20 protein-coding genes are annotated in these 22,223 nt (G+C 69.1%); 10 read left to right on the top strand and 10 right to left on the bottom strand.

Annotated elements, in window-relative coordinates; translation table 11 throughout:
- Window positions 1-164: 164 nt before the first annotated feature.
- Complete coding sequence (locus ACFW9O_RS06090; RefSeq protein ID WP_384605637.1) at window positions 165-989, bottom strand: oxidoreductase; 825 nt, start codon at window positions 987-989, stop codon at window positions 165-167.
- Between the two features lie 102 nt (window positions 990-1,091).
- Between ACFW9O_RS06090 and ACFW9O_RS06095 the strand changes: the two genes are divergently transcribed.
- A complete protein-coding gene (locus ACFW9O_RS06095; protein WP_351165655.1) occupies window positions 1,092-2,087 on the top strand; it encodes an ATP-binding protein in 996 nt (331 codons plus the stop codon).
- Window positions 2,088-2,179: 92 nt separating this feature from the next.
- Here the strand turns inward: ACFW9O_RS06095 and ACFW9O_RS06100 are convergent, their stop codons facing one another.
- A complete protein-coding gene (locus ACFW9O_RS06100; protein WP_384605640.1) occupies window positions 2,180-3,505 on the bottom strand; it encodes a hypothetical protein in 1,326 nt (441 codons plus the stop codon).
- 284 nt (window positions 3,506-3,789) lie between these two features.
- Here ACFW9O_RS06100 and ACFW9O_RS06105 point away from each other — a divergent pair, with 284 nt between their 5' ends.
- From ACFW9O_RS06105 to ACFW9O_RS06130, 6 genes are all read left to right on the top strand, one after another.
- On the top strand, window positions 3,790-6,381 hold the full coding sequence (locus tag ACFW9O_RS06105; protein ID WP_384605643.1) for a SulP family inorganic anion transporter: 2,592 nt from the start codon (window positions 3,790-3,792) through the stop codon (window positions 6,379-6,381).
- A gap of 185 nt (window positions 6,382-6,566) precedes the next feature.
- On the top strand, window positions 6,567-8,534 hold the full coding sequence (acs, locus tag ACFW9O_RS06110; protein WP_384605645.1) for an acetate--CoA ligase: 1,968 nt from the start codon (window positions 6,567-6,569) through the stop codon (window positions 8,532-8,534).
- A gap of 241 nt (window positions 8,535-8,775) precedes the next feature.
- Window positions 8,776-10,215 (top strand): Na+/H+ antiporter NhaA, encoded by a 1,440-nt coding sequence (nhaA, locus tag ACFW9O_RS06115; protein ID WP_384605648.1) that lies wholly within the window; start codon window positions 8,776-8,778, stop codon window positions 10,213-10,215.
- Window positions 10,216-10,254: 39 nt separating this feature from the next.
- The gene (locus ACFW9O_RS06120; protein WP_384605651.1) at window positions 10,255-10,785 is read left to right on the top strand and encodes a phage holin family protein; all 531 of its coding nucleotides are present in this window, start codon (window positions 10,255-10,257) and stop codon (window positions 10,783-10,785) included.
- Window positions 10,782-11,768 (top strand): alpha/beta hydrolase, encoded by a 987-nt coding sequence (locus ACFW9O_RS06125; RefSeq protein WP_351165642.1) that lies wholly within the window; start codon window positions 10,782-10,784, stop codon window positions 11,766-11,768. Before ACFW9O_RS06120 ends, ACFW9O_RS06125 begins: the two co-directional genes overlap by 4 nt.
- Before the next feature lie 105 nt (window positions 11,769-11,873).
- Window positions 11,874-12,077 carry a hypothetical protein gene (locus ACFW9O_RS06130; protein WP_351165640.1) on the top strand — a complete coding sequence of 68 codons (204 nt, stop codon included), beginning with the start codon at window positions 11,874-11,876 and terminating at the stop codon, window positions 12,075-12,077.
- A gap of 109 nt (window positions 12,078-12,186) precedes the next feature.
- Here ACFW9O_RS06130 and ACFW9O_RS06135 read toward each other — a convergent pair whose 3' ends face one another.
- The 3 genes from ACFW9O_RS06135 to nth all read right to left on the bottom strand — a co-directional run bounded on the left by ACFW9O_RS06135 (window position 12,187) and on the right by nth (window position 15,182).
- Window positions 12,187-13,392, bottom strand: coding sequence for a MarP family serine protease (locus ACFW9O_RS06135; protein ID WP_384605655.1), 1,206 nt, complete (start codon window positions 13,390-13,392; stop codon window positions 12,187-12,189).
- Window positions 13,393-13,483: 91 nt separating this feature from the next.
- The gene (locus ACFW9O_RS06140) at window positions 13,484-14,251 is read right to left on the bottom strand and encodes a CoA pyrophosphatase (protein WP_351165636.1); all 768 of its coding nucleotides are present in this window, start codon (window positions 14,249-14,251) and stop codon (window positions 13,484-13,486) included.
- 82 nt (window positions 14,252-14,333) lie between these two features.
- On the bottom strand, window positions 14,334-15,182 hold the full coding sequence (gene nth / locus ACFW9O_RS06145) for an endonuclease III (RefSeq protein ID WP_384605659.1): 849 nt from the start codon (window positions 15,180-15,182) through the stop codon (window positions 14,334-14,336).
- A 253-nt stretch (window positions 15,183-15,435) separates the two neighbouring features.
- Between nth and ACFW9O_RS06150 the strand changes: the two genes are divergently transcribed.
- Complete coding sequence (locus ACFW9O_RS06150; RefSeq protein ID WP_014046869.1) at window positions 15,436-16,110, top strand: Crp/Fnr family transcriptional regulator; 675 nt, start codon at window positions 15,436-15,438, stop codon at window positions 16,108-16,110.
- An 81-nt stretch (window positions 16,111-16,191) separates the two neighbouring features.
- Here the strand turns inward: ACFW9O_RS06150 and ACFW9O_RS06155 are convergent, their stop codons facing one another.
- From ACFW9O_RS06155 to ACFW9O_RS06170, 4 genes are all read right to left on the bottom strand, one after another.
- A complete protein-coding gene (locus ACFW9O_RS06155) occupies window positions 16,192-17,025 on the bottom strand; it encodes an MBL fold metallo-hydrolase (protein ID WP_351165632.1) in 834 nt (277 codons plus the stop codon).
- A complete protein-coding gene (locus ACFW9O_RS06160) occupies window positions 17,022-17,918 on the bottom strand; it encodes an NUDIX hydrolase (protein ID WP_384605663.1) in 897 nt (298 codons plus the stop codon). Before ACFW9O_RS06160 ends, ACFW9O_RS06155 begins: the two co-directional genes overlap by 4 nt.
- Before the next feature lie 126 nt (window positions 17,919-18,044).
- Window positions 18,045-18,515: a RidA family protein gene (locus ACFW9O_RS06165; RefSeq protein WP_329209624.1), complete on the bottom strand. Its 471-nt coding sequence runs from the start codon at window positions 18,513-18,515 to the stop codon at window positions 18,045-18,047.
- Window positions 18,515-18,673, bottom strand: a complete 159-nt coding sequence (locus tag ACFW9O_RS06170; RefSeq protein WP_019992579.1) for a DUF4177 domain-containing protein — start codon at window positions 18,671-18,673, stop codon at window positions 18,515-18,517. The genes ACFW9O_RS06165 and ACFW9O_RS06170 overlap by 1 nt, the downstream gene beginning before the upstream one ends.
- A 71-nt stretch (window positions 18,674-18,744) precedes the next feature.
- Between ACFW9O_RS06170 and ACFW9O_RS06175 the strand changes: the two genes are divergently transcribed.
- Together ACFW9O_RS06175 and ACFW9O_RS06180 are read left to right on the top strand one after the other, a co-directional pair.
- Complete coding sequence (locus ACFW9O_RS06175) at window positions 18,745-19,776, top strand: ArsA family ATPase (protein WP_384605667.1); 1,032 nt, start codon at window positions 18,745-18,747, stop codon at window positions 19,774-19,776.
- Window positions 19,773-21,176, top strand: coding sequence for an ArsA family ATPase (locus ACFW9O_RS06180; RefSeq protein ID WP_384605670.1), 1,404 nt, complete (start codon window positions 19,773-19,775; stop codon window positions 21,174-21,176). The genes ACFW9O_RS06175 and ACFW9O_RS06180 overlap by 4 nt, the downstream gene beginning before the upstream one ends.
- A 42-nt stretch (window positions 21,177-21,218) precedes the next feature.
- Here ACFW9O_RS06180 and ACFW9O_RS06185 read toward each other — a convergent pair whose 3' ends face one another.
- Window positions 21,219-21,569: a WhiB family transcriptional regulator gene (locus tag ACFW9O_RS06185; RefSeq protein WP_329209618.1), complete on the bottom strand. Its 351-nt coding sequence runs from the start codon at window positions 21,567-21,569 to the stop codon at window positions 21,219-21,221.
- Between the last annotated feature and the right edge of the window lie 654 nt (window positions 21,570-22,223).

Consider the following 22,223-nt stretch of genomic DNA (forward strand, 5'->3'; position numbering starts at 1 on the left):
TTACGGGCCAGCCGCACCAGGTGACGGGCAAAGTACCCGACCTGATGGGCATATATCGAGGACGCTTGGTACCTGGGCGGACATGCCAGCGGCGGTACCGGAATCGGTACCGCCGCAACCCTTTTCCGACGCCGCACCAAGCGCGTCCGCCGACCACCGACGCCCTAAGCAGCGCCTCGCTGCAGCGCTTCGCACACCGCCGTCGACTCCCTGGTGCCCAGCTCCACCGAGCGCCCGCAGTGCGCGATCCAGGCCGCCATACCCTCCGGCTTCCCGGAGAGATAGCCCTCGAAGCCCGCGACGTACGCCGCCCGCCCCTGCTCCGCGTGGCCCACTTCGGCGGGGCAGATCGACTTCGGGTCGAGACCACTCCCGATCAGCACGATCCGTTCAGCGGTGCGGGCCACCAAGCCGTTGTGCGAGCCGAAGGGGCGCAGCGCCAGCAGTTCACCGTGCACGATCGACGCCGTCACCAGCGCAGGCGCCTCGCTCCCGGCAATGATCAGCTGGGACAGCCCCTCCAGACGCCCGGCGACTTCATCGGCGTCCGGAACAGGCGCTTCGATGAGCGGCTCGTCCACCGGCTCACCCGGCAGCCGAGGGCGCCCGACGGCATCGTCACGAGTCGCCCCGCCGGCCGCGACCAGGTGCAGCCGCGCCAGGACCCGCAGGGGGGACTGCCGCCAGATGGAGAGCAACTGGCCCGCCTCCGCGGTCAGCCTCAAGGCGGCCCCGATCGTGCGCGCCTCGTCCTCGCCGCTGAAGTCCGTACGCCGACGCACCTCCTCCAGGTTCCAGTCGGCACCCGAGAGCGCAGCCGAGCCACGCGCACCCCGCAGGGCCGCCTCCGCGGTGACCTCATTACTGCGGCGCCGCATGACACGGTGGCCGTACACCCTGTCGACGGACTTGCGTACGGAGTCCACAGCATCGGCGACGCCCGGCAGGGCGCCCAGGGCGGCGAGCGGGTCTGAGGCAGTCGTACTCATAAGTAGCGAGGCTACGCGCCCCCCGCACGGATCCCTCCCCGGAGTGGCCTTCTTCACGAACTTTGACTGCAGTGCGCAACAAGACCGCTACCCTAGGTGAACATGAAGATCGCTTTCGTGGGGAAGGGCGGCAGCGGCAAGACCACGCTGTCCTCGCTCTTCATCCGCCACCTCGCTGCCAATGAAGCTCACGTCGTCGCGGTGGACGCCGACATCAACCAGCATCTCGGGGCCGCGCTCGGCCTGGACGAGACGGAAGCCGCCGCCCTGCCCGCCATGGGGGCGCAGCTGCCTCTCATCAAGGACTATCTGCGCGGCAGCAACCCGCGCATCGCGTCTGCCGAGACGATGATCAAAACGACGCCGCCGGGCGAGGGATCACGGCTGCTGCGGGTCCGCGAGGACAACCCCGTCTACGAAGCCTGCGCACGGACGGTGAGGCTCGACGACGGGGACATCCGGCTGATGGCCACCGGCCCGTTCACCGAGTCCGACCTCGGGGTGGCTTGCTACCACTCCAAGGTCGGAGCGGTCGAGCTGTGCCTCAACCATCTGGTCGACGGTCCGGACGAATACGTAGTGGTCGACATGACGGCGGGGTCCGACTCGTTCGCGTCCGGGATGTTCACGCGCTTCGATATGACATTCCTGGTGGCCGAGCCGACCCGGAAGGGGGTCTCCGTGTATCGCCAGTACAAGGAGTACGCGCGGGACTTCGGCGTCGCCCTGAAGGTCGTCGGCAACAAGGTGCAGGGCGAGGACGATCTCGAGTTCCTGCGTGCGGAGGTCGGCGACGACCTGCTGGTCGGCATCGGCCAGTCCAACTGGGTACGGACCATGGAAAAGGGCCGGCCTGCACCGTTCGATCTGCTGGAGGCCGACAACCGGATGGCCCTGCAGGCCCTGCAGAACGCCGCGGAGGACTCGTACGAGCAGCGCGACTGGGAGCGCTACACCCGCCAGATGGTGCACTTCCACCTGAAGAACGCGGAGAGCTGGGGCAACGAGAAGACGGGTGCCGACCTGGCTGCCCAGGTCGACCCCGCCTTCGTACTGACCGAACGCTTCACGGACGTGGGCGCCGCCCAGCCGGCCTGACCTGGCCGGCCCACGAACCCCGGACCCGGTCGGCGGCCCGCGATCCGCCGACGGGTGGGTCGACCGGCAGGTCATGCTCCGGACGAGAGTCCCTACTCCGCGCTTCCGTCGGTGCCCTTGTCTGCCGACCGGTCAGCAGGCCCGGCCGGTACGGGGCTGCCGGCGTCCTTCCTCGGAGCGACCCCTCCGAGGAAGGACGCCCATCCCTGCTTGGGCTCCTCGCCGACCTTCAGCGTTCCGAGCCTGGACAACGTCGCCGGGTCCTGCGCGTCCAGCCAGTCGGCAAGCTGACGGAAGGAGACACACCGCACGTCCTGCTGGGTGCAGACGGTCTTGATCGTCTCCTCGATGGCACGCATATAGGTGCCACCGTTCCAGGACTCGAAGTGATTGCCGATGATCAGAGGCGCCCGGTTGCCGTTGTACGAGCGAGCGAAGGCCTGAAGCAGACCGTCTCGCATCTGGTTTCCCCAGTACGCGTGCTGGTTCGGGTCCCCCTGCGTCGTGCCGGACTGGTTGAACATGAAGTTGTAGTCCATCGAGAGGGTCTCGAAGGCGCGGCCGGGAACCGGCACGAGCTGGAGGGGGAGATCCCAGAGGCCGTCCTTCTTCGCGGGCCAGACCTGGTTGCCGACGCCGCTCGAGTCATAGCGGAATCCCATCGTGCGGGCCGCTGCGACCATGTTCTTCTGCCCTTCGAGGCAGGGTGTGCGCGCGCCGACAAGTTCCTTGTCGTAGTCGAAGGGCAACGGGGCTTCGGTCTTGAGCAGCGGGGCGTTGGTCTTCCAGTTCTTGACGAAGGACTTCGCCTGGCTGATCTCGCTCTTCCACTCCTCCACCGACCAGGTGCCCACACCACCGTCCGGGCCGCAGAAGTGCCCGTTGAAGTGGGTGCCGATCTCGTTGCCGTCGAGCCAGGCGGCACGCAGTTCGTCCAGCGTGGCGCGGATGCCCTCGGTGTCGTTGAAGCCGATGTCGGAGCGGCCGACCGAGTGTTGCGGAGGGTCGTAGAGGGCCTTCTTCTCCTCCGGCAGCAGATACACGCCGCTGAGGAAGTACGTCATCTTCGCGTCGTACTTCTTCGCGACGCTGCGGAAGTGCGAGAAGAGCTTCTGGCTGTCCTCCCCCGCGCCGTCCCAGGAGAACACCACGAACTGCGGAGGCTTCTGGCCTGCCTTCAGTGGCTTCGCCACGGGGAGTTTCGGCTGAGCTCCGGTATAGGCCGTCGAGCCGTCACCGATGACCTTGACCGCACCCTTGGGCGCTGCCGCCGGCGAGTGCTCCTCCGCGTCGGCGGCTGACTTCTTCCCGGTGCCGGAACCGGCACCACCGGCTCCGGTACCCGAGCAGCCCGCCAGGCCGGCGATCAATGCAGTGGCTACGGCGCCCAGGGCGATCCGCTTCGTGGCGGCCATCATTCCGTCCACCCTCTTCCTTGCAGAAGTTGTGCGTTGAAGTGCCACACGGCGCCGTCAACGTCGCACGCAGCTCTGCGGGAATCAGTACGACAAGCCGGATGAAAAGCTGCTTATTCACTTGATCGAGTGACTCAATGGGCTATGTGATCGAAAGCATGGACACAATTCTTTACTCTCCATTACGATCCGTTTACTGAGAGTTGAGAAATCCCGCCGCTGCACGCCGTGACCCACGGCCGCGTCATCACTTTCCGCGACCGCGCTGCCCCGGAGGAGACGGGAACATGTCTGCCTGCGTCCCCACCCGCAACGACCACCCATCCCGCAGTTCGCGCCCGCCCCGAGACTCGGGGATCAAGCGAACTCACAGCCCCCCACCACCGCCGCGAGGACGTCGTTTCCGCATCTCGGGCGCCAACCTGTCCGCCTCGATCACTGTCTTCCTGATCGCCGTCCCCATGTCGCTCGGCCTCGCCGTCGCCATGGACGCCCCCCTTGAGGCCGGACTGGTCTCCGCGGCCATCGGCGGCATCGTCGCCGGACTGCTCGGCGGCGCTCCCCTCCAGGTCAGCGGCCCGTCCGCCGGGCTGACCGTGGTCACAGCCGAGCTGATCCAGATCTACGGCTGGCGAACCACCTGCGCGATCACCATCGGCGCAGGACTCCTCCAAATCCTGCTGGGCTCCCTGAGAGCCGCCCGCAGCGCGCTGGCCGTCAGCCCCGCCATCGTCCACGGCACCCTCGCCGGCATCGGTGTGGCCATCGCGCTCGCCCAGCTGCACATCGTGCTCGGCAGCACACCGCAGAGCTCCGTCCTCGACAACGCCCTGGCGTTGCCTGCCCAGTTGACGCATCTCAGCCCGGCCGCACCCTTCATCGGCGGACTGACCATCGCTCTGCTCGTCCTGTGGCCGCGACTACCAGGTCGCGTCGGGCTCATGGTGGGCAGGATTCCGGCAGCACTCGCCGCCGTCGCGATCGCGACGGCCGTGGCCGCTGTGGCCACACCCGGAATCGCCCGGGTCGACCTGCCGTCCTGGAGCTCGCACGCACTGCCTGAACTGCCGCAGGGGTCTGCCGCCGCCCTGGCCACCGCAGTCCTCACGGTCATGCTGGTCGCCAGCCTGGAATCCCTGCTCTCCGCGGTCGCCGTGGACAAACTGGCGGCCGACCGGGCAGCCGCCCCGCCCAAGGACGGCACGACACCGGCCTCGCCCGTGAAGCGCTCCGATCTCGACCGCGAGCTGCGCGCCCAGGGCATCGCCAACACGCTGGCGGGAATGTTCGGCGGGCTCCCGGTGTCCGGGGGTGCAGTGCGCAGTTCGGCGAATGTACGGGCGGGGGCGACGGGGCGATCCGCCACGGTGCTGCACGGCTTCTGGGTGCTGCTCGCCGCCGTGCTGCTGGTCGCAGCTCTCGAATGGATCCCGCTGGCCGCCCTCGCCGCCCTGGTGATGGTGGTCGGCATCCAGATGGTCAGCTTCGCTCACATCCGCAACGTTCATAAGCACCGCGAATTCCCGGTGTACGGAGCCACGATCACCGGGGTGATCCTGGCCGGCGTCCTCAAGGGCGTGGCGATCGGAATCGCCGTGGCCGTGGTCATCGCCCTGCACCGGCTGGCCCGCACCAGGATCACGGTGTCGGAGCAGGAGGGCAGGTATCTGGTGACCGTCCGGGGGCAGCTGACCTTCCTGGCCGTTCCCAGGCTCAGCCGGACGCTCGGGCGGCTCCCTCAAGGGGCTGACGCGATCGTCGAGTTGGACGGCTTCTTCATGGACCATGCGGCCTACGAGACGATCCAGGAGTGGCGTACCAGTCAGATCGCGCTGGGCGGCCGGATCGTCTTCACCGGGCGGTCCGGGGGCAGGATCGGGGAGCCTGCGTCGGCGGCCCATTCCTGCTGCCGCCCGTGGACCCCGTGGCGCAACCATCACTGCCACGACCGGTCCGAGCACGCCATCGAGAGCGCGGCCTCCACAGCGTCGCCCTCCACGGCGACGGCTTCCACCTCGACCCCCGCCTCGACTGCCCACACGACCGACCGGCGCGGTGCCCATTGGCTGCTCAGGGGCCTCAGCTCCTTTCAGCGCACCACTGCCCCACTGGTTCGCGAAGAGCTGGCCCGGCTGGCCGCCGAGGGCCAACGGCCCTCCCAGCTGTTCATCACCTGCGCCGATTCCCGCCTGGTGACCAGCATGATCACATCAAGCGGTCCAGGGGACCTCTTCACCGTGAGGAACGTCGGAAATCTTGTCCCGCTGCCGGACACGGAGGGCGAGAGCAGCGACGACTCCGTGGCTGCCGCGATCGAGTACGCGGTGGATGTGCTGAAGGTCGAGTCGATCACCATCTGCGGTCACTCCGGGTGCGGCGCCATGCAGGCTCTCCTCGGGGGCGCGCCGGATGCTCCCAGGACACCCCTGTGGCGTTGGTTGCGGCACGGCCTGCCGAGCCTCGATCGCATGAAGTCCCGCCACCACACCTGGGCACGTATCTCCGGTCGGCTTCCCGCCGATGCGGTGGAGCAGCTCTGCCTGACCAATGTGGTCCAGCAGTTGGATCACCTGCGGGCCCATGATTCGGTGGCGCGCCGACTCGCCGCGGGCACCTTGCAGCTTCACGGCATGTATTTTCACGTCGGCGAGGCGCAGGCGTACTTGCTGACCGAGGGAGAAAGTTCCGGCACCGGCCCGGACGAGGTCTTCGCCCGCGTCGCACCCGGCCCGGAACACGGAACGGAGCCCAGCTGGGACCCCAGCCGGGGCTCCGGCCCTGAGCTCACCGCTGAACTCGCCCCTGAGTCCACCCCTCAACCCTGCGGTGCTCCTGTTCGAACTGCCCACGCAGTGCCCGGCACAGCGGTCGACGCCTGAACCGCACGTGTCCCAGGTCCGTGAGACCTTGTGGTCCCGCTTCCACAGTGCGTAAACCCACCTGTGGAAGCGGGGCGCGTGCCCCCATACACGAAACACAGGTCTAAACCAATTCCCGGCAGACACTTGTCACCCGGCCTGCGGCCTGATGAGCTGTCCCTCGGGACACAACGGACACCCTGGGAATGGGAGATGTCGTGAGCAACGAAAGCCTGGCCAATCTGCTCAAGGAGGAGCGGCGGTTCGAACCGCCTGCCGATCTGGCCGCGAACGCCAACGTGACAGTGGAGGCGTACGAGCAGGCCGATGCGGACCGGCTGGGCTTCTGGGCCGAGCAGGCCCGTCGCCTGACCTGGGCCACCGAGCCGACCGAAACGCTCGACTGGAGCAACCCGCCCTTCGCGAAGTGGTTCGCGGACGGCAAGCTCAACGTCGCGTACAACTGCGTGGACCGTCACGTCGAAGCAGGGAACGGCGACCGGGTCGCCATCCACTTCGAGGGCGAGCCCGGAGACACACGTGCGATCACCTACGCGGAGCTGAAGGACGAGGTCTCCCGCGCCGCCAACGCTCTCACCGAACTCGGTGTCGGCAAGGGCGACCGGGTCGCCGTCTATCTGCCGATGATCCCCGAGGCAGCCGTCGCGATGCTGGCCTGCGCCCGCATCGGCGCCGCCCACTCGGTCGTCTTCGGCGGCTTCTCCGCCGACGCCATCGCCGCCCGCATCCAGGACGCGGACGCCAAGGTCGTCATCACCGCCGACGGCGGCTACCGCCGCGGAAAGCCGACCGCGCTCAAGCCGGCCGTGGACGACGCCGTCTCCCGTTTCGACAGCGTCGAGCACGTCCTCGTGGTCCGCCGCACCGGGCAGGACACCGCCTGGACCGAGGGCCGGGACGTCTGGTGGCACGAGATCACCGGCCGGCAGTCCGTCGAGCACACCCCCGAGGCCTTCGAGGCGGAGCACCCGCTCTTCATCCTCTACACCTCGGGCACGACGGGTAAGCCGAAGGGCATCCTGCACACCTCGGGCGGGTACCTCACGCAGACGGCGTACACGCACCACGCGGTCTTCGACCTCAAGCCCGAGACGGATGTGTACTGGTGCACCGCCGACATCGGCTGGGTCACCGGACACTCGTACATCGTCTACGGCCCGCTGGCCAACGGCGCGACCCAGGTCATGTACGAGGGCACCCCCGACACCCCGCACCAGGGGCGCTTCTGGGAGATCGTCCAGAAGTACGGCGTCACGATCCTCTACACCGCGCCGACCGCGATCCGTACGTTCATGAAGTGGGGGGACGACATCCCCGCCAAGTTCGACCTGTCGTCGCTGCGTGTCCTCGGTTCGGTCGGTGAGCCGATCAACCCCGAGGCGTGGATGTGGTACCGCAAGCACATCGGTGCCGACGCCTGTCCGATCGTGGACACCTGGTGGCAGACGGAGACCGGCGCGATGATGGTCTCGCCGCTCCCCGGGGTCACGGCGACCAAGCCCGGCTCGGCACAGCGCGCGCTGCCCGGCATCTCGGCCACCGTCGTCGACGACGAGGCCCGCGAGGTACCGGACGGCGGGGGCGGCTACCTCGTCCTGACCGAGCCGTGGCCGTCGATGCTCCGCACCATCTGGGGCGACGACCAGCGCTTCATCGACACCTACTGGTCGCGCTTCGAGGGCAAGTACTTCGCGGGCGACGGTGCCAAGAAGGACGACGACGGCGACGTCTGGCTGCTCGGCCGCGTCGACGACGTGATGCTCGTGTCCGGGCACAACATCTCGACCACCGAGGTCGAGTCGGCACTCGTTTCGCACCCGTCGGTCGCCGAGGCGGCCGTGGTCGGTGCCAATGACGAGACGACCGGTCAGGCCATCGTCGCGTTCGTGATCCTGCGAGGTACGGCCACCGCTTCCGAGGAGCTCGTCGCCGAGCTGCGCAACCACGTCGGCACCACGCTCGGCCCGATCGCCAAGCCCAAGCGGGTCCTGCCGGTCGCCGAGCTGCCGAAGACCCGCTCCGGCAAGATCATGCGGCGTCTCCTGCGAGACGTCGCCGAGAACCGTGAGCTGGGCGATGTCACCACGCTCACCGACTCCTCGGTGATGGACCTCATCCAGACGCAGCTGCCGACGGCGTCCGCGGAGGACTGAGCCGGTCCAGTTCCTTTCGTACGGCTCCGAGGGGCATCCGGCAACGCGCCGGGTGCCCCTTCGCGGTCCAGGGCCGAAGTTGCGCTTCGATGGACGCCGATGGGCGACGAGCACCGGATACGTCCATCGGCGCCCCAGGTACAGTGACGACCGCGGCCTCCTCGTCGATGGAGCAGGTCGACAACCTCATATCAAATCTTCACAGGGGCGCCGGGAAGTCTGGTCGGCACGTGCATCTGCCATGCCATCGCTGCCGTACCCGACCCGGAGGTCTTCCCTCGTGGCCGCGCCTGTACCCCCGTCACCCCGCCGCACACTGCTCGGCCGCCTCTCCCTGCCCGAGAGGAACTACGTCGCCGAGGCCCTGAGGACCGAGACGGTCGGCGGCGTCATCCTGCTGGTCGCCGCCGTCAGCGCGCTGATCTGGGCGAACACCCTGGGTTCCAGCTACGCGGCCGTCAGCGACTTCCACTTCGGCCCCGAATCGCTGGGGCTCGATCTCTCCGTGTCCCACTGGGCGGCCGACGGACTCCTCGCCGTCTTCTTCTTCGTCGCAGGCGTGGAACTCAAGCGCGAACTGGTCGCGGGTGAACTGCGCGACCCCCGGGCAGCGGCTCTGCCCGTCGCCGCCGCGCTGTGCGGCATGGCCGTTCCCGCCGTCGTCTACACCTTGGCCGCGGTGTTCGGGAGAGGCTCCACGGCCGGCTGGGCGGTGCCCACCGCCACCGACATCGCGTTCGCACTGGCGGTGCTCGCGGTCATCGGCACCACCCTGCCGGCGGCTCTGCGCGCGTTCCTGCTCACGCTCGCCGTGGTCGACGACCTGTTCGCGATCCTGATCATCGCGATCTTCTTCACCGAGAACATCGACTTCCTCGCCCTCGCGGGAGCCTTCGCCGGTCTGGCCGTCTTCTACGTCCTCCAGCGCGTGGAGGTCCGGGGCTGGTACGTCTACCTGCCGCTCGCCCTGGTGATCTGGGGGCTGATGTACAACAGCGGCATCCACGCCACGATCGCCGGTGTCGCCATGGGCCTCATGCTCCGCTGCACCAAGCGCGAAGGCGAGTCTCAGTCCCCCGGCGAACACATCGAGCACTTGGTGCGCCCCCTTTCCGCCGGGTTCGCCGTGCCGGTGTTCGCACTGTTCTCGGCCGGTGTCACCCTCAAGGGCGATGCCCTGGCAGGTGTGTTCACCCGGCCCGAAACGCTCGGCGTGGTCCTCGGTCTCGTCGTCGGCAAGACGATCGGCATCTTCGGCGGCACCTGGATCGTCGCCCGCTTCACCAAGGCGGAGCTGAACAAGGACCTGGCCTGGGCGGATGTGCTCGCCCTCGCCGCGCTCGCCGGGATCGGCTTCACCGTCTCGCTGCTCATCGGGGAGCTCGCCTTCGCAGGCGACGAGGACATGATCAACGAGGTCAAGGCCGCGGTCCTCCTCGGTTCCCTCATTGCCGCCGTACTCTCCGGTGTACTGCTGAAAGTCCGGGTACGCAGATACAGGGCCCTGTACGAGGCTGAGGAGCTCGACGAGGACCAATCGGGAGTGCCCGACATCTACGAGCAGGAGAACCCCGAGTACCACCTGCGGATGGCGGCGATCCACGAGAGGAAGGCCGCCGAGCACCGCCGCCTTGCCGAACAGGCGGGGGCAACGAGCAGCAAGCCGGACAGTCCGGCATGATCTGACATCGGATGTACTGAAGAGGAGAGGGAGTCAGGGATGAGCGACCCCGGCAACTACGCGGGCAGTGCCGACCGTAGTCTCGGACAGCTGTTCGCTTCGGCGACGGCTGAGATGTCCGCGCTGGTGCACGACGAGATCGCCCTGGCCAAGGCCGAGGTACGCGAGGACGTCAAGCGCGGCGTGATCGGCAGCGTGGCATTCATTGTCACCGGCGTGCTGATCCTGTTCGCGATCCCCGTGCTCAGCTTCGCGGCGGCCTACGGGATCCACAATCTGGGGCTCGGGCTCGCCTGGTCGTTCCTGATCGTGGGCGGCGCGTTCATTCTGCTGGGGATCCTGCTCGCCCTCTTCGGCCTCGCCAAGTTCAAGAAGGTCAAGCCGCCGGAGAAGTCCATCGCCTCGGCCAAGCAGACCGCGGCGGTCCTGCAGGGCGTCAAGCCGCACCCCCGCCCCGGCGCACCCGTGGGTGCGATCGGCCGGGCGCAGGGCAGCACGCTCGCGGACAAGGCCATCGAGAACGTCCCGGTCCAGGACAAGGCGGCTTCTGTGGCACGCTCGTCGACATGACCGACCCCGATTTCAGCGCATCCGGCCCGTACGGCCCAGTGGGGCCGTTGGGACCGGCTGCCGGTTCCGGCGGTCCCGTACGTCTCGACGGTCCCTGGACCCACCGCGATGTCGCGGCCAACGGTGCACGCTTCCATATCGCCGAGCTCGGCGACGGGCCGCTCGTGCTGCTGCTGCACGGCTTCCCGCAGTTCTGGTGGACATGGCGCCATCAGTTGACAGCGCTCGCCGACGCCGGTTTCCGCGCGGTCGCGATGGACCTGCGCGGGGTGGGCGGCAGCGACCGTACGCCCCGGGGCTACGACCCGGCCAATCTGGCGCTCGACGTCACCGGTGTGATCCGCTCGCTCGGCGAGCCGGACGCGGCGCTGGTCGGACATGACATGGGCGGCTATCTCGCCTGGACGGCCGCGGTGATGCGGCCCAAGCTCGTACGACGTCTCGTGGTGTCGTCGATGCCGCATCCGCGCCGGTGGCGGTCCTCGATGCTCTCCGACTTCGCGCAGTCCAAGGCCGGCTCGCACATCTGGGGTTTCCAGCGGCCATGGGTGCCGGAGCGTCAGCTCGTCGCGGACGAGGCGGCGTTGGTCGCACGGCTGATCCGCGACTGGTCCGGGCCGCGGACCCCGGGCTTCCCCGACGACAAGACGGTGGACGTCTACCGCCGCGCCATGTGCATCCCTTCGACGGCTCACTGCGCGATCGAGCCCTACCGCTGGATGGTGCGTTCACTGGCTCGTCCCGACGGCGTCCAGTTCAACCGGCGGATGAAGCGCCCGGTGCGCGTACCGACGCTGCACCTGCACGGTTCACTCGATCCGGCGATCCGCACACGGAGCTCCGCGGGGTCCGGCGAGTACGTCGAAGCGCCGTACCGTTGGCGACTTTTCGACGGTCTGGGGCACTTCCCCCACGAGGAGGATCCGGTCGCGTTCTCGACCGAACTCATCAACTGGCTCAAGGATCCCGAGCCCGACCGGTAGCCGACGGGCACACGTGTCCGACGAACAGCCAATTGCCTGCCGCATAAGCCAATTGGCTGACTCCCACGCGATTACCGACCTTGGGTCACGGGCAGACGTCGGGGTATGGGCTGGACGCGCGACTTCAGTGACGCAGCACGCAACCGCCGCTCGACCGCTCCTGCTGGTCCGAGCACTCATGAGGGGGGCGGCTCTCCGAGCCGGGTGCATGATGTGAGTGATTTCCATGATCTCCGGCTGGGTATTCCGCGCATTCTGCACCGCCGGGCCCGTTGGGTCTCGGCGCGGCTGCGGCATCCCCGCGGATGACACAGCAGTCGTCCGACGCACCACGGCGTAGACGCCGGGCGGGCTGTGCCTGACGGCGTACCCGGCGCGCCTGCCTCGCGGACGCGCCGGGTGTCACGTCACTTCCTGGTCAGAGCGCGCAGCCCTGACTGTCGACCTGCTGATTGGCAGCCTTGCCGAGCTCGATGTCCTCGCGGATCTCGTCGGCCGTCAGCGCGTAGCCCGTGTCCGGGTCGTCGAGCGACTTGGCGAACACCACTCCGTAGACCTTGCCGTCCGGAGTGAGCAGCGGGCCGCCGGAGTTGCCCTGACGCACGGTCGCGAACAGGGAGTACACATCGCGCCGCACGGTGCCCCGGTGGTAGATGTCCGGACCGTCGGCGTCGATGCGGCCCCGGATACGGGCGGACCGTACGTCGTAGGCGCCGTTCTCCGGGAAGCCGGCGACGATGGCGTCGTCGCCGCTCTCCGCGTCGCTCCGGGTGTCGGTGAAGCGCAGCGGCTCCGCGGCGAGGTCCGGGACGTCCAGTACGGCGATGTCGCGCTGCCAGTCGTAGAGAACGACCTTCGCGTCGTACAGCCGGCCTTCGCCGCCGATCTGCACGGTCGGCTCGTCCACGCCTCCGACCACATGGGCGTTGGTCATCACGCGGCGGTTCGAGAAGACGAACCCGGTGCCCTCCAGGACCTTGCCGCAGCCCGGCGCCGTACCGACGACCTTGACGATGGACTTCTTGGCGCGGGCGGCGACGGGGCTGCCCGCAAGCGCCGGGTCCGGGGCCTTGACCTCGGTGATCGGTTCATTGGCGAAGGGACTGAAGACCTGCGGGAAGCCGTTCTGGGCCAGGACCGAGGAGAAGTCCGTGAACCAGTTGGAGGCCTCGTCGGGCATCACCCGGGAGACTCCGAGCAGGACCGAGGAACTGCGGACCTCCTTGCCCAGGGTCGGCAGTGACGTGCCCGCAAGTGCGGAGCCGATCAGCCAGGCGACCAGCAGCATGGCCACCACGTTGACCAGCGAGCCGCCCGTGGCGTCCAGGGCGCGCGCGGGCGACCACGTGATGTACCGGCGGAGTCTGTTGCCGAGGTGGGTGGTGAACGCCTGTCCGACGGAGGCACACACGATCACGATCACGACCGCGACGATGGCAGCTGTGGAGGAGACTTCCGATCCGTCGGTCACCTGGTCCCAGATGACCGGCAGCAGGTAGACGGCGACGAGACCGCCGCCCAGAAAGCCGATCACGGACAGAATGCCGACGACGAAACCCTGGCGGTATCCGATGACCGCGAACCACACGGCGCCGACCAGCAGCAGGATGTCCAGCACATTCACCGTCTATAGCCTCGCAGATTCGTCACCTGGCCCGTCCGGTTCGACGGGGTCCGGGCCAGGCCCGGAACAGCGCAGCACGGGAGTCAGCCTGTCATGCGCGCCAGTCGAGCGGCACCTGCTTGGCCCTGTCCCAGGGGCGTTCCCACCCCGCGTAGTGCAGAATCCGGTCGATCACACCGGCGGTGAACCCCCAGACCAGGGCGGATTCGACCAGAAATGCCGGACCCCGGTGGCCGCTCGGGTGGACGGCGGTGGCCCGGTTGGCCGGATCCGTGAGATCCGCCACGGGGACGGTGAAGACGCGGGCGGTCTCCGCCGGGTCGACCACGCCGACGGGGCTCGGCGTCCGCCACCAGCCGAGGACGGGCGTGACCACGAAGCTGCTCACCGGGATGTAGAGGCGGGGCAGGACACCGAAGATCTGGACACCGCTCGGATCGAGGCCCGTCTCCTCCTCGGCTTCCCTCAGCGCCGCCCTGAGCGGGCCGGTGGTCGCCTGGTCGCCGTCCTCCGGGTCGAGGGAGCCCCCGGGGAAGGACGGCTGGCCTGCATGGGAGCGCAAGGATCCGGAGCGCTCCATCAGGAGCAGCTCGGGGCCGCGCTCGCCCTCCCCGAAGAGGATCAGGACGGCCGACTGGCGGCCGGCTCCGCTCTCGGGCGGCAGGAACCGGCTGAGCTGCTGGGCCTGGACGCTCCGCGCCGCACCGGCAACGGGGTCCAGCCACCCGGGCAGCCCTTCAGTGGTGACAGTGACCGCGCTGTCGTGGGGCGCACCTGTCTGCGACGCGTCCGTCCGCGTCGTGGCCGCCTGTGTCGTGGCCGCGTTCCGTGCGGCCCGTGTGCTCTGTGCGTGCGTCATGGGCACCCCCGTCGTTGCAACGCCTGTCGTCGGCCATTTCGTTCCGCGTGCGGCCGGGGCACCCCCGCGGGGACGGTGGCCGTCACCCGGCTCCCAGAGGTGGCGCGGGCATGCCCGGGTAGTCCGGGGGCGGGCTGAGGCGCTGGCCGGGATATCCGCCCATCTCGTACTTGAGGAGCTTCCTGGCCTTCTCCGGGTCGGTCTCGCCCTCACCGTACGAGGGACAGAGCGGAGCGATCGGACAGGCGCCGCAGGCGGGCTTGCGGGAGTGGCAGATGCGGCGGCCGTGGAAGACCACGCGGTGCGAGAGCATCGTCCACTCGCTCTTCGGGAAGATCGCCGCGATCTCCGCCTCGACCTTCTCCGGGTCCTCCTGCTCCGTCCACTTCCAGCGGCGGACCAGTCGGCCGAAGTGGGTGTCGACCGTGATGCCCGGTACCCCGAAGGCGTTGCCGAGGACGACGTTGGCCGTCTTGCGGCCGACTCCGGGCAGTTTCACGAGATCGGCGAGGCGGCCGGGGACCTCACCGCCGAAGTCGTCCCTGAGGGCCGCCGACAGGCCGATCAGGGACCGCGTCTTGGCCCGGAAGAAGCCGGTCGGTCGGATGATCTCCTCGAGCTTCTCGGGTACGGCCGCAGCCATGTCCTCGGGCGTCGGGTAAGCGGCGAAGAGCGCGGGAGTCGTCTGGTTGACCCTCAGGTCGGTGGTCTGGGCGGAGAGCACCGTGGCCACCAGGAGCTCGAATGGGTTGCGGAAATCCAGCTCGGGATGGGCGTACGGATAGACCTCGGCCAGTTCGCGGTTGATCCTGCGGGCACGGCGGACCATCGCGAGGTGCGATTCCGGTTTCGCCGTCCTCTTCGCTGCCGACGACGCCCCGGTCGGGCGTTTTGCGGCATTGTTCCGACCCCGTACGGGCTGTTCGCCCACAGCGGAATTCTTGTCCTCCGACACCCCATCAGCCCCCTTGGCCTGCACTCTCACCGGCTTTCCGGACACCCGGCCAGCCTAGAGCCAGGCACCGACATCCGCCCCGGTCACCGGCCATCCACGCCCAATCGGCCCCCTGCCGTAGGGTCCGGCACGCCCGTGCGTCAAACTGGTTTGTGATTGATCGCACTGTTTTACCGTCCGGCATCATGGGGACCACGGTTCCCTGAACAGGCCGACAAGGAGAGAACTCGTGGACGACGTTCTGCGGCGCGCCCCGCTTTTCGCGGCGCTCGATGATGAGCAGGCCGCGGAGCTCCGCGCCTCGATGAGTGAGGTGACCCTCGCGCGCGGTGACGCGCTGTTCCACGAGGGCGACCCGGGCGACCGCCTGTACGTGGTCACCGAGGGCAAGGTGAAGCTCCACCGCACCTCCCCCGACGGACGCGAGAACATGCTGGCCGTCCTCGGTCCGGGCGAGCTGATCGGAGAGCTGTCGCTCTTCGACCCGGGCCCGCGCACCGCCACCGCGACCGCGCTCACCGAGGTCAAGCTCCTCGGCCTCGGCCACGGCGACCTGCAGCCCTGGCTGAACGCGCGCCCCGAGGTGGCCACCGCGCTGCTGCGCGCCGTCGCCCGCAGGCTGCGCAAGACCAACGACCAGATGTCCGACCTGGTCTTCTCCGATGTGCCGGGCCGTGTCGCCCGTGCGCTCCTCGACCTGTCGCGCCGCTTCGGCGTCCAGTCGGAGGAGGGCATTCACGTCGTGCACGACCTGACCCAGGAAGAGCTGGCCCAGCTGGTCGGTGCCTCCCGCGAGACGGTCAACAAGGCACTCGCGGACTTCGCGGGCCGTGGCTGGCTGCGCCTCGAGGCACGTGCCGTGATCCTGCTGGACGTGGAGCGGCTGGCGAAGCGTTCGCGCTGATCGCCGACGCCCACCGGGTACGAAACCGCCGAGAGGCCCCACCGTCCGGTGGGGCCTCTCGCGTGTCCGGGCAGGGCCCGATCACTCGATCAGTCCGTGTTCGCCCAGGTACTCCAGCTGGGCCCGTACCGACAGCTCCGCAGCGGGCCACAGGGAACGGTCCACGTCCGCGTACACCGCCGCCACCACCTCCGCCGGTGACCGGTGACCGGCTTCCACGGCCGTCTCCACCTGGGCCAGCCGGTGGGCGCGGTGGGCGAGGTAGAACTCGACCGCCCCCTGGGCGTCCTCCAGCACCGGACCATGCCCGGGGAGCACCGTGTGCACCCCGTCGTCGACCGTCAGCGAGCGCAGTCTCCGCAGCGTGTCGAGGTAGTCGCCGAGCCGGCCGTCCGGGTGCGCGACGACCGTCGTGCCGCGCCCGAGAATCGTGTCGCCCGTCAGCACCGCACGGTCGGCGGGCAGGTGGAAGGAGAGCGAGTCCGCGGTGTGCCCCGGGGTGGGCACGACCCGGAGTTCGAGCCCGCCGGTGGTGATCACGTCGCCCGCCGTCAGCCCCTCGTCGCCCAGGCGCAGCGCCGCGTCCAGGGCGCGCACCTTGGTACGGGTGAGCTCGGCGAAGCGTGCCGCACCCTCGGCGTGGTCGGGATGGCCGTGCGTGAGCAGCGTGAGGCCGACGCGCCGCCCGGACTTCTCCGCCGTGTCGATGACGGCCCGCAGATGTCGCTCGTCGAGGGGACCCGGGTCGATGACGACCGCGAGATCGGAATCCGGCTCCGCGACGATCCAGGTGTTGGTTCCGTCCAGAGTCATCGCCGACGCGTTGGGCGCGAGGACGTTGACCGTACGGGTGGTGGCGGGGCCGGAGAGGACACCTCCGCGGGGCTGTCCGGGCAGCGCTGCCGCGTCGCTCATGCGGAATCGCCTCCGGCGTCGCCGGTCGGGATGAGTTTGGTGAACTCCTCGTGCCCCGGCCAGCTCAGCACCAACGCGTCACCCTCCATACGGGCCTGTGCGAGCACAGGAGTCAGGTCCTGGGAATCCGCCGCCTTCAGCGCCTCCGCGGCCGTCCCGTACGGCCTCAGCGCCCGCAGCGTGGCCACGGTCGGCGGCATCATCAGCAGGTCACCCTTGTCGTAGCCGTCGGCGGCCTCGCCCGGACGGATCCACACCGTCCGGTCGGCCTCGGTGGACGCGTTCCGGGTGCGCTGGCCCTCCGGGAGCGCGGCCACGAAGAACCAGGTGTCGTACCGGCGCGGTTCGAACTCCGGAGTGATCCAGCGCGCCCACGCGCCCAACAGGTCGGAGCGAAGGACCAGGCCCCGCCGGTCGAGGAAGGCGGCGAACGACAGCTCACGGGCCACCAGTGCCTCGCGGTCGGCCTCCCAGTCGGCACCCGTGGTGTCGCTCACGACGGTGTCGGCGGTGGGTCCTGCCAGCAGGACGCCCGCCTCCTCGTACGTCTCGCGGACCGCCGCACAGACGACGGCCTGCGCCTCGGTGACCGTCTCCACGCCCAGCCGTTCGGCCCAGTGCTCCAGGGGCGGACCCGCCCATCCCACGAGGTGATCGTCGTCGCGCGGGTCGACCCCGCCACCCGGATAGGCGTACGCACCCCCGGCAAAGGCCATGGACGTGCGTCGGCGCAGCATGTGGACGTCCGGACCGGTGGTGTCCGCCCCGGGCGGGCCGTCCCGCAGCAGCATCACGGTGGCCGCACGCCTGGGGTCCACGGCCGTCAGGTCGCCGCTGGCGAGGGCCCTGATCCGTGCGGGCCATTCCGGTGGGTACCACTGACCATTGGGCATGGCCGGAGGCTATCCGGAACCGCGCCGATGTTCGAGGGCTCCCCGGCTCCGTGACTGCCCCTTACACGCAGCATCCCGCCCGGTCACAGGGACCGGGCGGGATGACAGGGACGTCGAGGGTGCGGCTCAGGCCTCGACGAGCTCGACCTGGACCTCGATCTCCACCGGTGCGTCCAGGGGCAGTACGGCGACGCCCACGGCGCTCCGCGCATGCACGCCCTTGTCGCCCAGGACCGCGCCCAACAGCTCACTCGCGCCGTTGACCACGCCAGGCTGCCCGGTGAAGTCGCTGGCCGAGGCGACGAAGCCCACGACCTTCACCACCCGGGCGATCCGGTCCAGGTCCCCGGCGACGGACTTCACGGCCGCGAGGGCGTTGAGCGCACAGGTCTTCGCCAGCTCCTTGGCCTCGTCCGGCGTCACCTCGGCGCCGACCTTGCCCGTCACCGCGAGCTTGCCGTCCACCATCGGCAGCTGTCCGGAGGTGTACACGTACACCCCGGACTGCACGGCCGGCTGGTACGAGGCCAGCGGCGGGACGACGCCCGGGAGCGTCAGGCCGAGCTCGGCGAGCTTCGCCTCGACGGCGCCCGCCACTACGGCTTCTCCCGCTTCAGGTACGCCACGAGCTGCTCGGGGTTGTTCGGGCCGGGAACGACCTGGACCAGCTCCCAGCCGTCCTCGCCCCAGGTGTCCAGAATCTGCTTGGTCGCGTGCACGAGAAGGGGCACGGTCGCGTATTCCCACTTGGTCATGAGCCGACTGTAATGCCTGGCACAGGCGGCCTCGTGCGTAGCCTGCCTGCCGACTGGTTAGGCTCGAAGACGTGAGCAGGTTCCAGGTCGTCAGCGGCAAGGGCGGGACCGGTAAGACCACGGTCGCCGCCGCACTCGCGCTCGCCCTCGCGACCGAGGGCAGGCGCACCCTCCTCGTCGAGGTCGAGGGCAGACAGGGCATCGCCCAGCTCTTCGAGTCCGAAGCCCTTCCGTACGAGGAACGCAAGATCGCCGTGGCGCCCGGCGGCGGGGAGGTCCATGCGCTGGCGATCGACGCCGAACGCGCCCTGCTGGACTACCTCCAGATGTTCTACAAGCTGGGCGGTGCCGGCCGGGCACTGAAGAAGCTCGGCGCGATCGACTTCGCCACCACCATCGCGCCCGGCGTCCGGGACGTCCTGCTGACCGGTAAGGCCTGTGAGGCCGTGCGCCGCAAGGACAAGCAGGGCCGGTACATCTACGACTACGTGATCATGGACGCGCCGCCCACGGGCCGCATCACCCGCTTCCTCAACGTGAACGACGAGGTGGCGGGGCTGGCGCGCATCGGTCCGATACACAATCAGGCGCAGGCCGTGATGCGGGTCCTGAAGTCTCCCGAGACCGCGGTCCACCTGGTGACGCTCCTGGAGGAGATGCCGGTCCAGGAGACCGCGGACGGCATCGCTGAGCTCCGGGCAGCCGAGCTGCCCGTGGGGCGGGTCGTGGTGAACATGGTGCGCCCCCATCTGCTGGACGAGGACGCGTTGCGTACGGCGTCGGGGGGCCGCCGCAAGGAGATCGCGAAGACGCTGACCAGGGCGGGCGTGACGGGTTCCGCCGGGCTCGTACGGCCACTGGTCGCACAGGCCGCCGAGCACGCCCAGCGGGTGGGCCTGGAGCGCGAACAGCGCGCGGTGCTTGCCGGGCTGGGGCTCCCCACCGCCGAACTGCCACTGATGGGCGAAGGGGTGAGCCTCTCCGCGCTGTACGAGCTGGCGGCGGAGTTCCGCAAACAGGGTGTGGGCGACGATTCGGTGGACGCTGCGGGGCAGGGGCCCGCAAGGGGCGCGCGGCGCCCCGGACAAGGGGTGGGTTCATGACGCTTGGCACGGACATCGCACCGGGGCTGGACACCGACGCGCTCCTGGACGACCCGGGGATCCGGATCGTCGTGTGCTGCGGCTCGGGCGGCGTCGGCAAGACGACGACCGCCGCGGCGCTCGGTGTACGGGCGGCCGAGCGCGGACGCAAGGTCGTCGTCCTCACCATCGACCCGGCCCGCCGGCTCGCCCAGTCCATGGGCATCGACCAGCTCGACAACATCCCGCGCCGGGTCGAGGACATCGGCGGCGACGGCGAACTGCACGCCATGATGCTCGACATGAAGCGCACCTTCGACGAGACCGTCGAGGCGCACACGGACGCCGAGCGAGCCCGCGCAATCCTGGAGAACCCCTTCTACCAGTCCCTGTCGGCCGGTTTCGCGGGCACGCAGGAGTACATGGCGATGGAGAAGCTCGGGCAGCTGAGGGCGCGCGACGAGTGGGACCTGATCGTCGTCGACACCCCGCCGTCCCGCTCCGCGCTGGACTTCCTGGACGCGCCGAAACGTCTCGGCTCGTTCCTGGACGGAAAGTTCATCCGGCTGCTGATCGCCCCCGCGAAGATCGGCGGACGGGCCGGGATGAAGTTCCTCAATGTCGGCATGTCGATGATGACGGGGACGCTCGGCAAGCTGCTCGGCGGACAGTTCCTCCGGGACGTACAGACCTTCGTCGCGGCGATGGACTCCATGTTCGGCGGATTCCGTACCCGAGCCGATGCCACGTACAAACTGCTCCAGGCTCCCGGCACGGCGTTCCTCGTCGTGGCGACGCCGGAGCGGGACGCGCTGCGCGAGGCCGCGTACTTCGTGGAACGGCTGGCCGCGGAGGAGATGCCACTGGCCGGTCTGGTGCTCAACCGGGTGCACGGCAGCGAGGCCGCGCGGCTCTCCGCGGAGCGGGCACTGGCCGCCGCGGAAAATCTTGATGGCGTCGGCATTGTGGATCAGACGGCCGGGAAGGCTGGCCTTTGTGACCCGGCGGACCCGGCGGCTGTCACCTCTCCCGAAGCCTCCGAGTCACCGCTCTCCCCCGGGCGGAACGAGCCCACGTCGCACGACCAGGAACCCCACGACCAAAAGCCGCAGGAGCCGCACGACCCGAAGCCGCACGCCCAGTCCGAGGAGCCCGAGCACACGGAGGAGGACGACGCCTCCCTCGCCGACACCGTTTCCGTCGAGCAGCTGACCGCAGGTCTGCTGCGGCTGCATGCTGAGCGGATGCAGGTCGTCGCGCGCGAACAGCACACACGCGACCACTTCACCGCGCTGCACCCCGAGGTCCCGATGGCCGAGGTGGCCGCGCTGCCTGGTGACGTGCACGACCTCTCAGGCCTTCGGACCATCGGGGAACGGCTCGCGGCCGGTTCCGTTCCCGCTCCGGCCGGAGCTGCGTAGGACCGCCGCCGGGCTCCCCTCACGGGGCCCCCGCGCACGGATCTACCCGACGGCTGCGTACGTCTCGTGCAGTTCGTCGTCCTCCAGGCCGACCGCCGCGGGCAGCAAGCCCGTGGACCGCTCGTACTCACTGCGTGCGGTCTCCAGCAGACGACGCCAGGACGTGACTGTGGGCCGTCGGCGCAGCAGTGCGCGGCGCTCCCGCTCCGTCATTCCGCCCCATACGCCGAATTCGACGCGATTATCCAGCGCATCAGCCAGGCACTCGGTCCGCACCGGGCAACCGGTGCACACCGCCTTGGCCCTGTTCTGCGCTGCCCCTTGTACGAACAGTTCATCCGGATCGGTAGTGCGGCAGGCTGCCTGCGCACTCCAGTCGGTTACCCAGCCCATGCCGGCGCCGTCCTCTCCCGAATCGAGGCTCCCCCACGGCGGTAGCGGCATATTCACCGCTGCCAGTTGAGGACGTTACGGAAGCAGGCGACAGCACAACACCCCCTTCGGGCCCAATCTTGAATGGCCCGAACGGACTATGCGTACGCGGCAGATCACCCAGGGGAGTGAGGTGAGGACATGCGGGACTATCACTGAAGAACTAGGACAGTAAGCCCAAATCGCAACGGACATTCGGTGACACACGAGGCGAATTCGGGAACGCCTCGGCATGTGGCTGGGTTGCGCTGGGCCGTGCAGGGGGGTTGCTGCAAAACCGGACTGCTGTGACAGTTGAGAGCAGCTTAGGCCAAGGCCTGTATGCGTGTCCGGCAAATGAGAACGTAGACAGCGCACGTTGCTGTGCCGTCAGGTCCGCGGGATGAGCCCTCCGAACACGGCGCGGCCGTGGAGCCGCTGGTGCCACTCATTGGCGTGGGGACGAAGGCCTTCGCTTCCTCTCCCGTAACCGGCCGGGCTGTCGAACGGAGCTGCCGGTCGCGTCTGCCGATCTCCTCCTCGCTCGCGTCCCGGCCGGGCAGCGGGCCGTCGGTGACGAACGCACGCACTTCGGGTCTCATGGGCGAAGGATCGGTTGCTCCCCTCGCGAAGGGC

This window comes from Streptomyces sp. NPDC059499, assembly GCF_042749285.1.
In the GTDB taxonomy this organism is placed as follows: domain Bacteria; phylum Actinomycetota; class Actinomycetes; order Streptomycetales; family Streptomycetaceae; genus Streptomyces.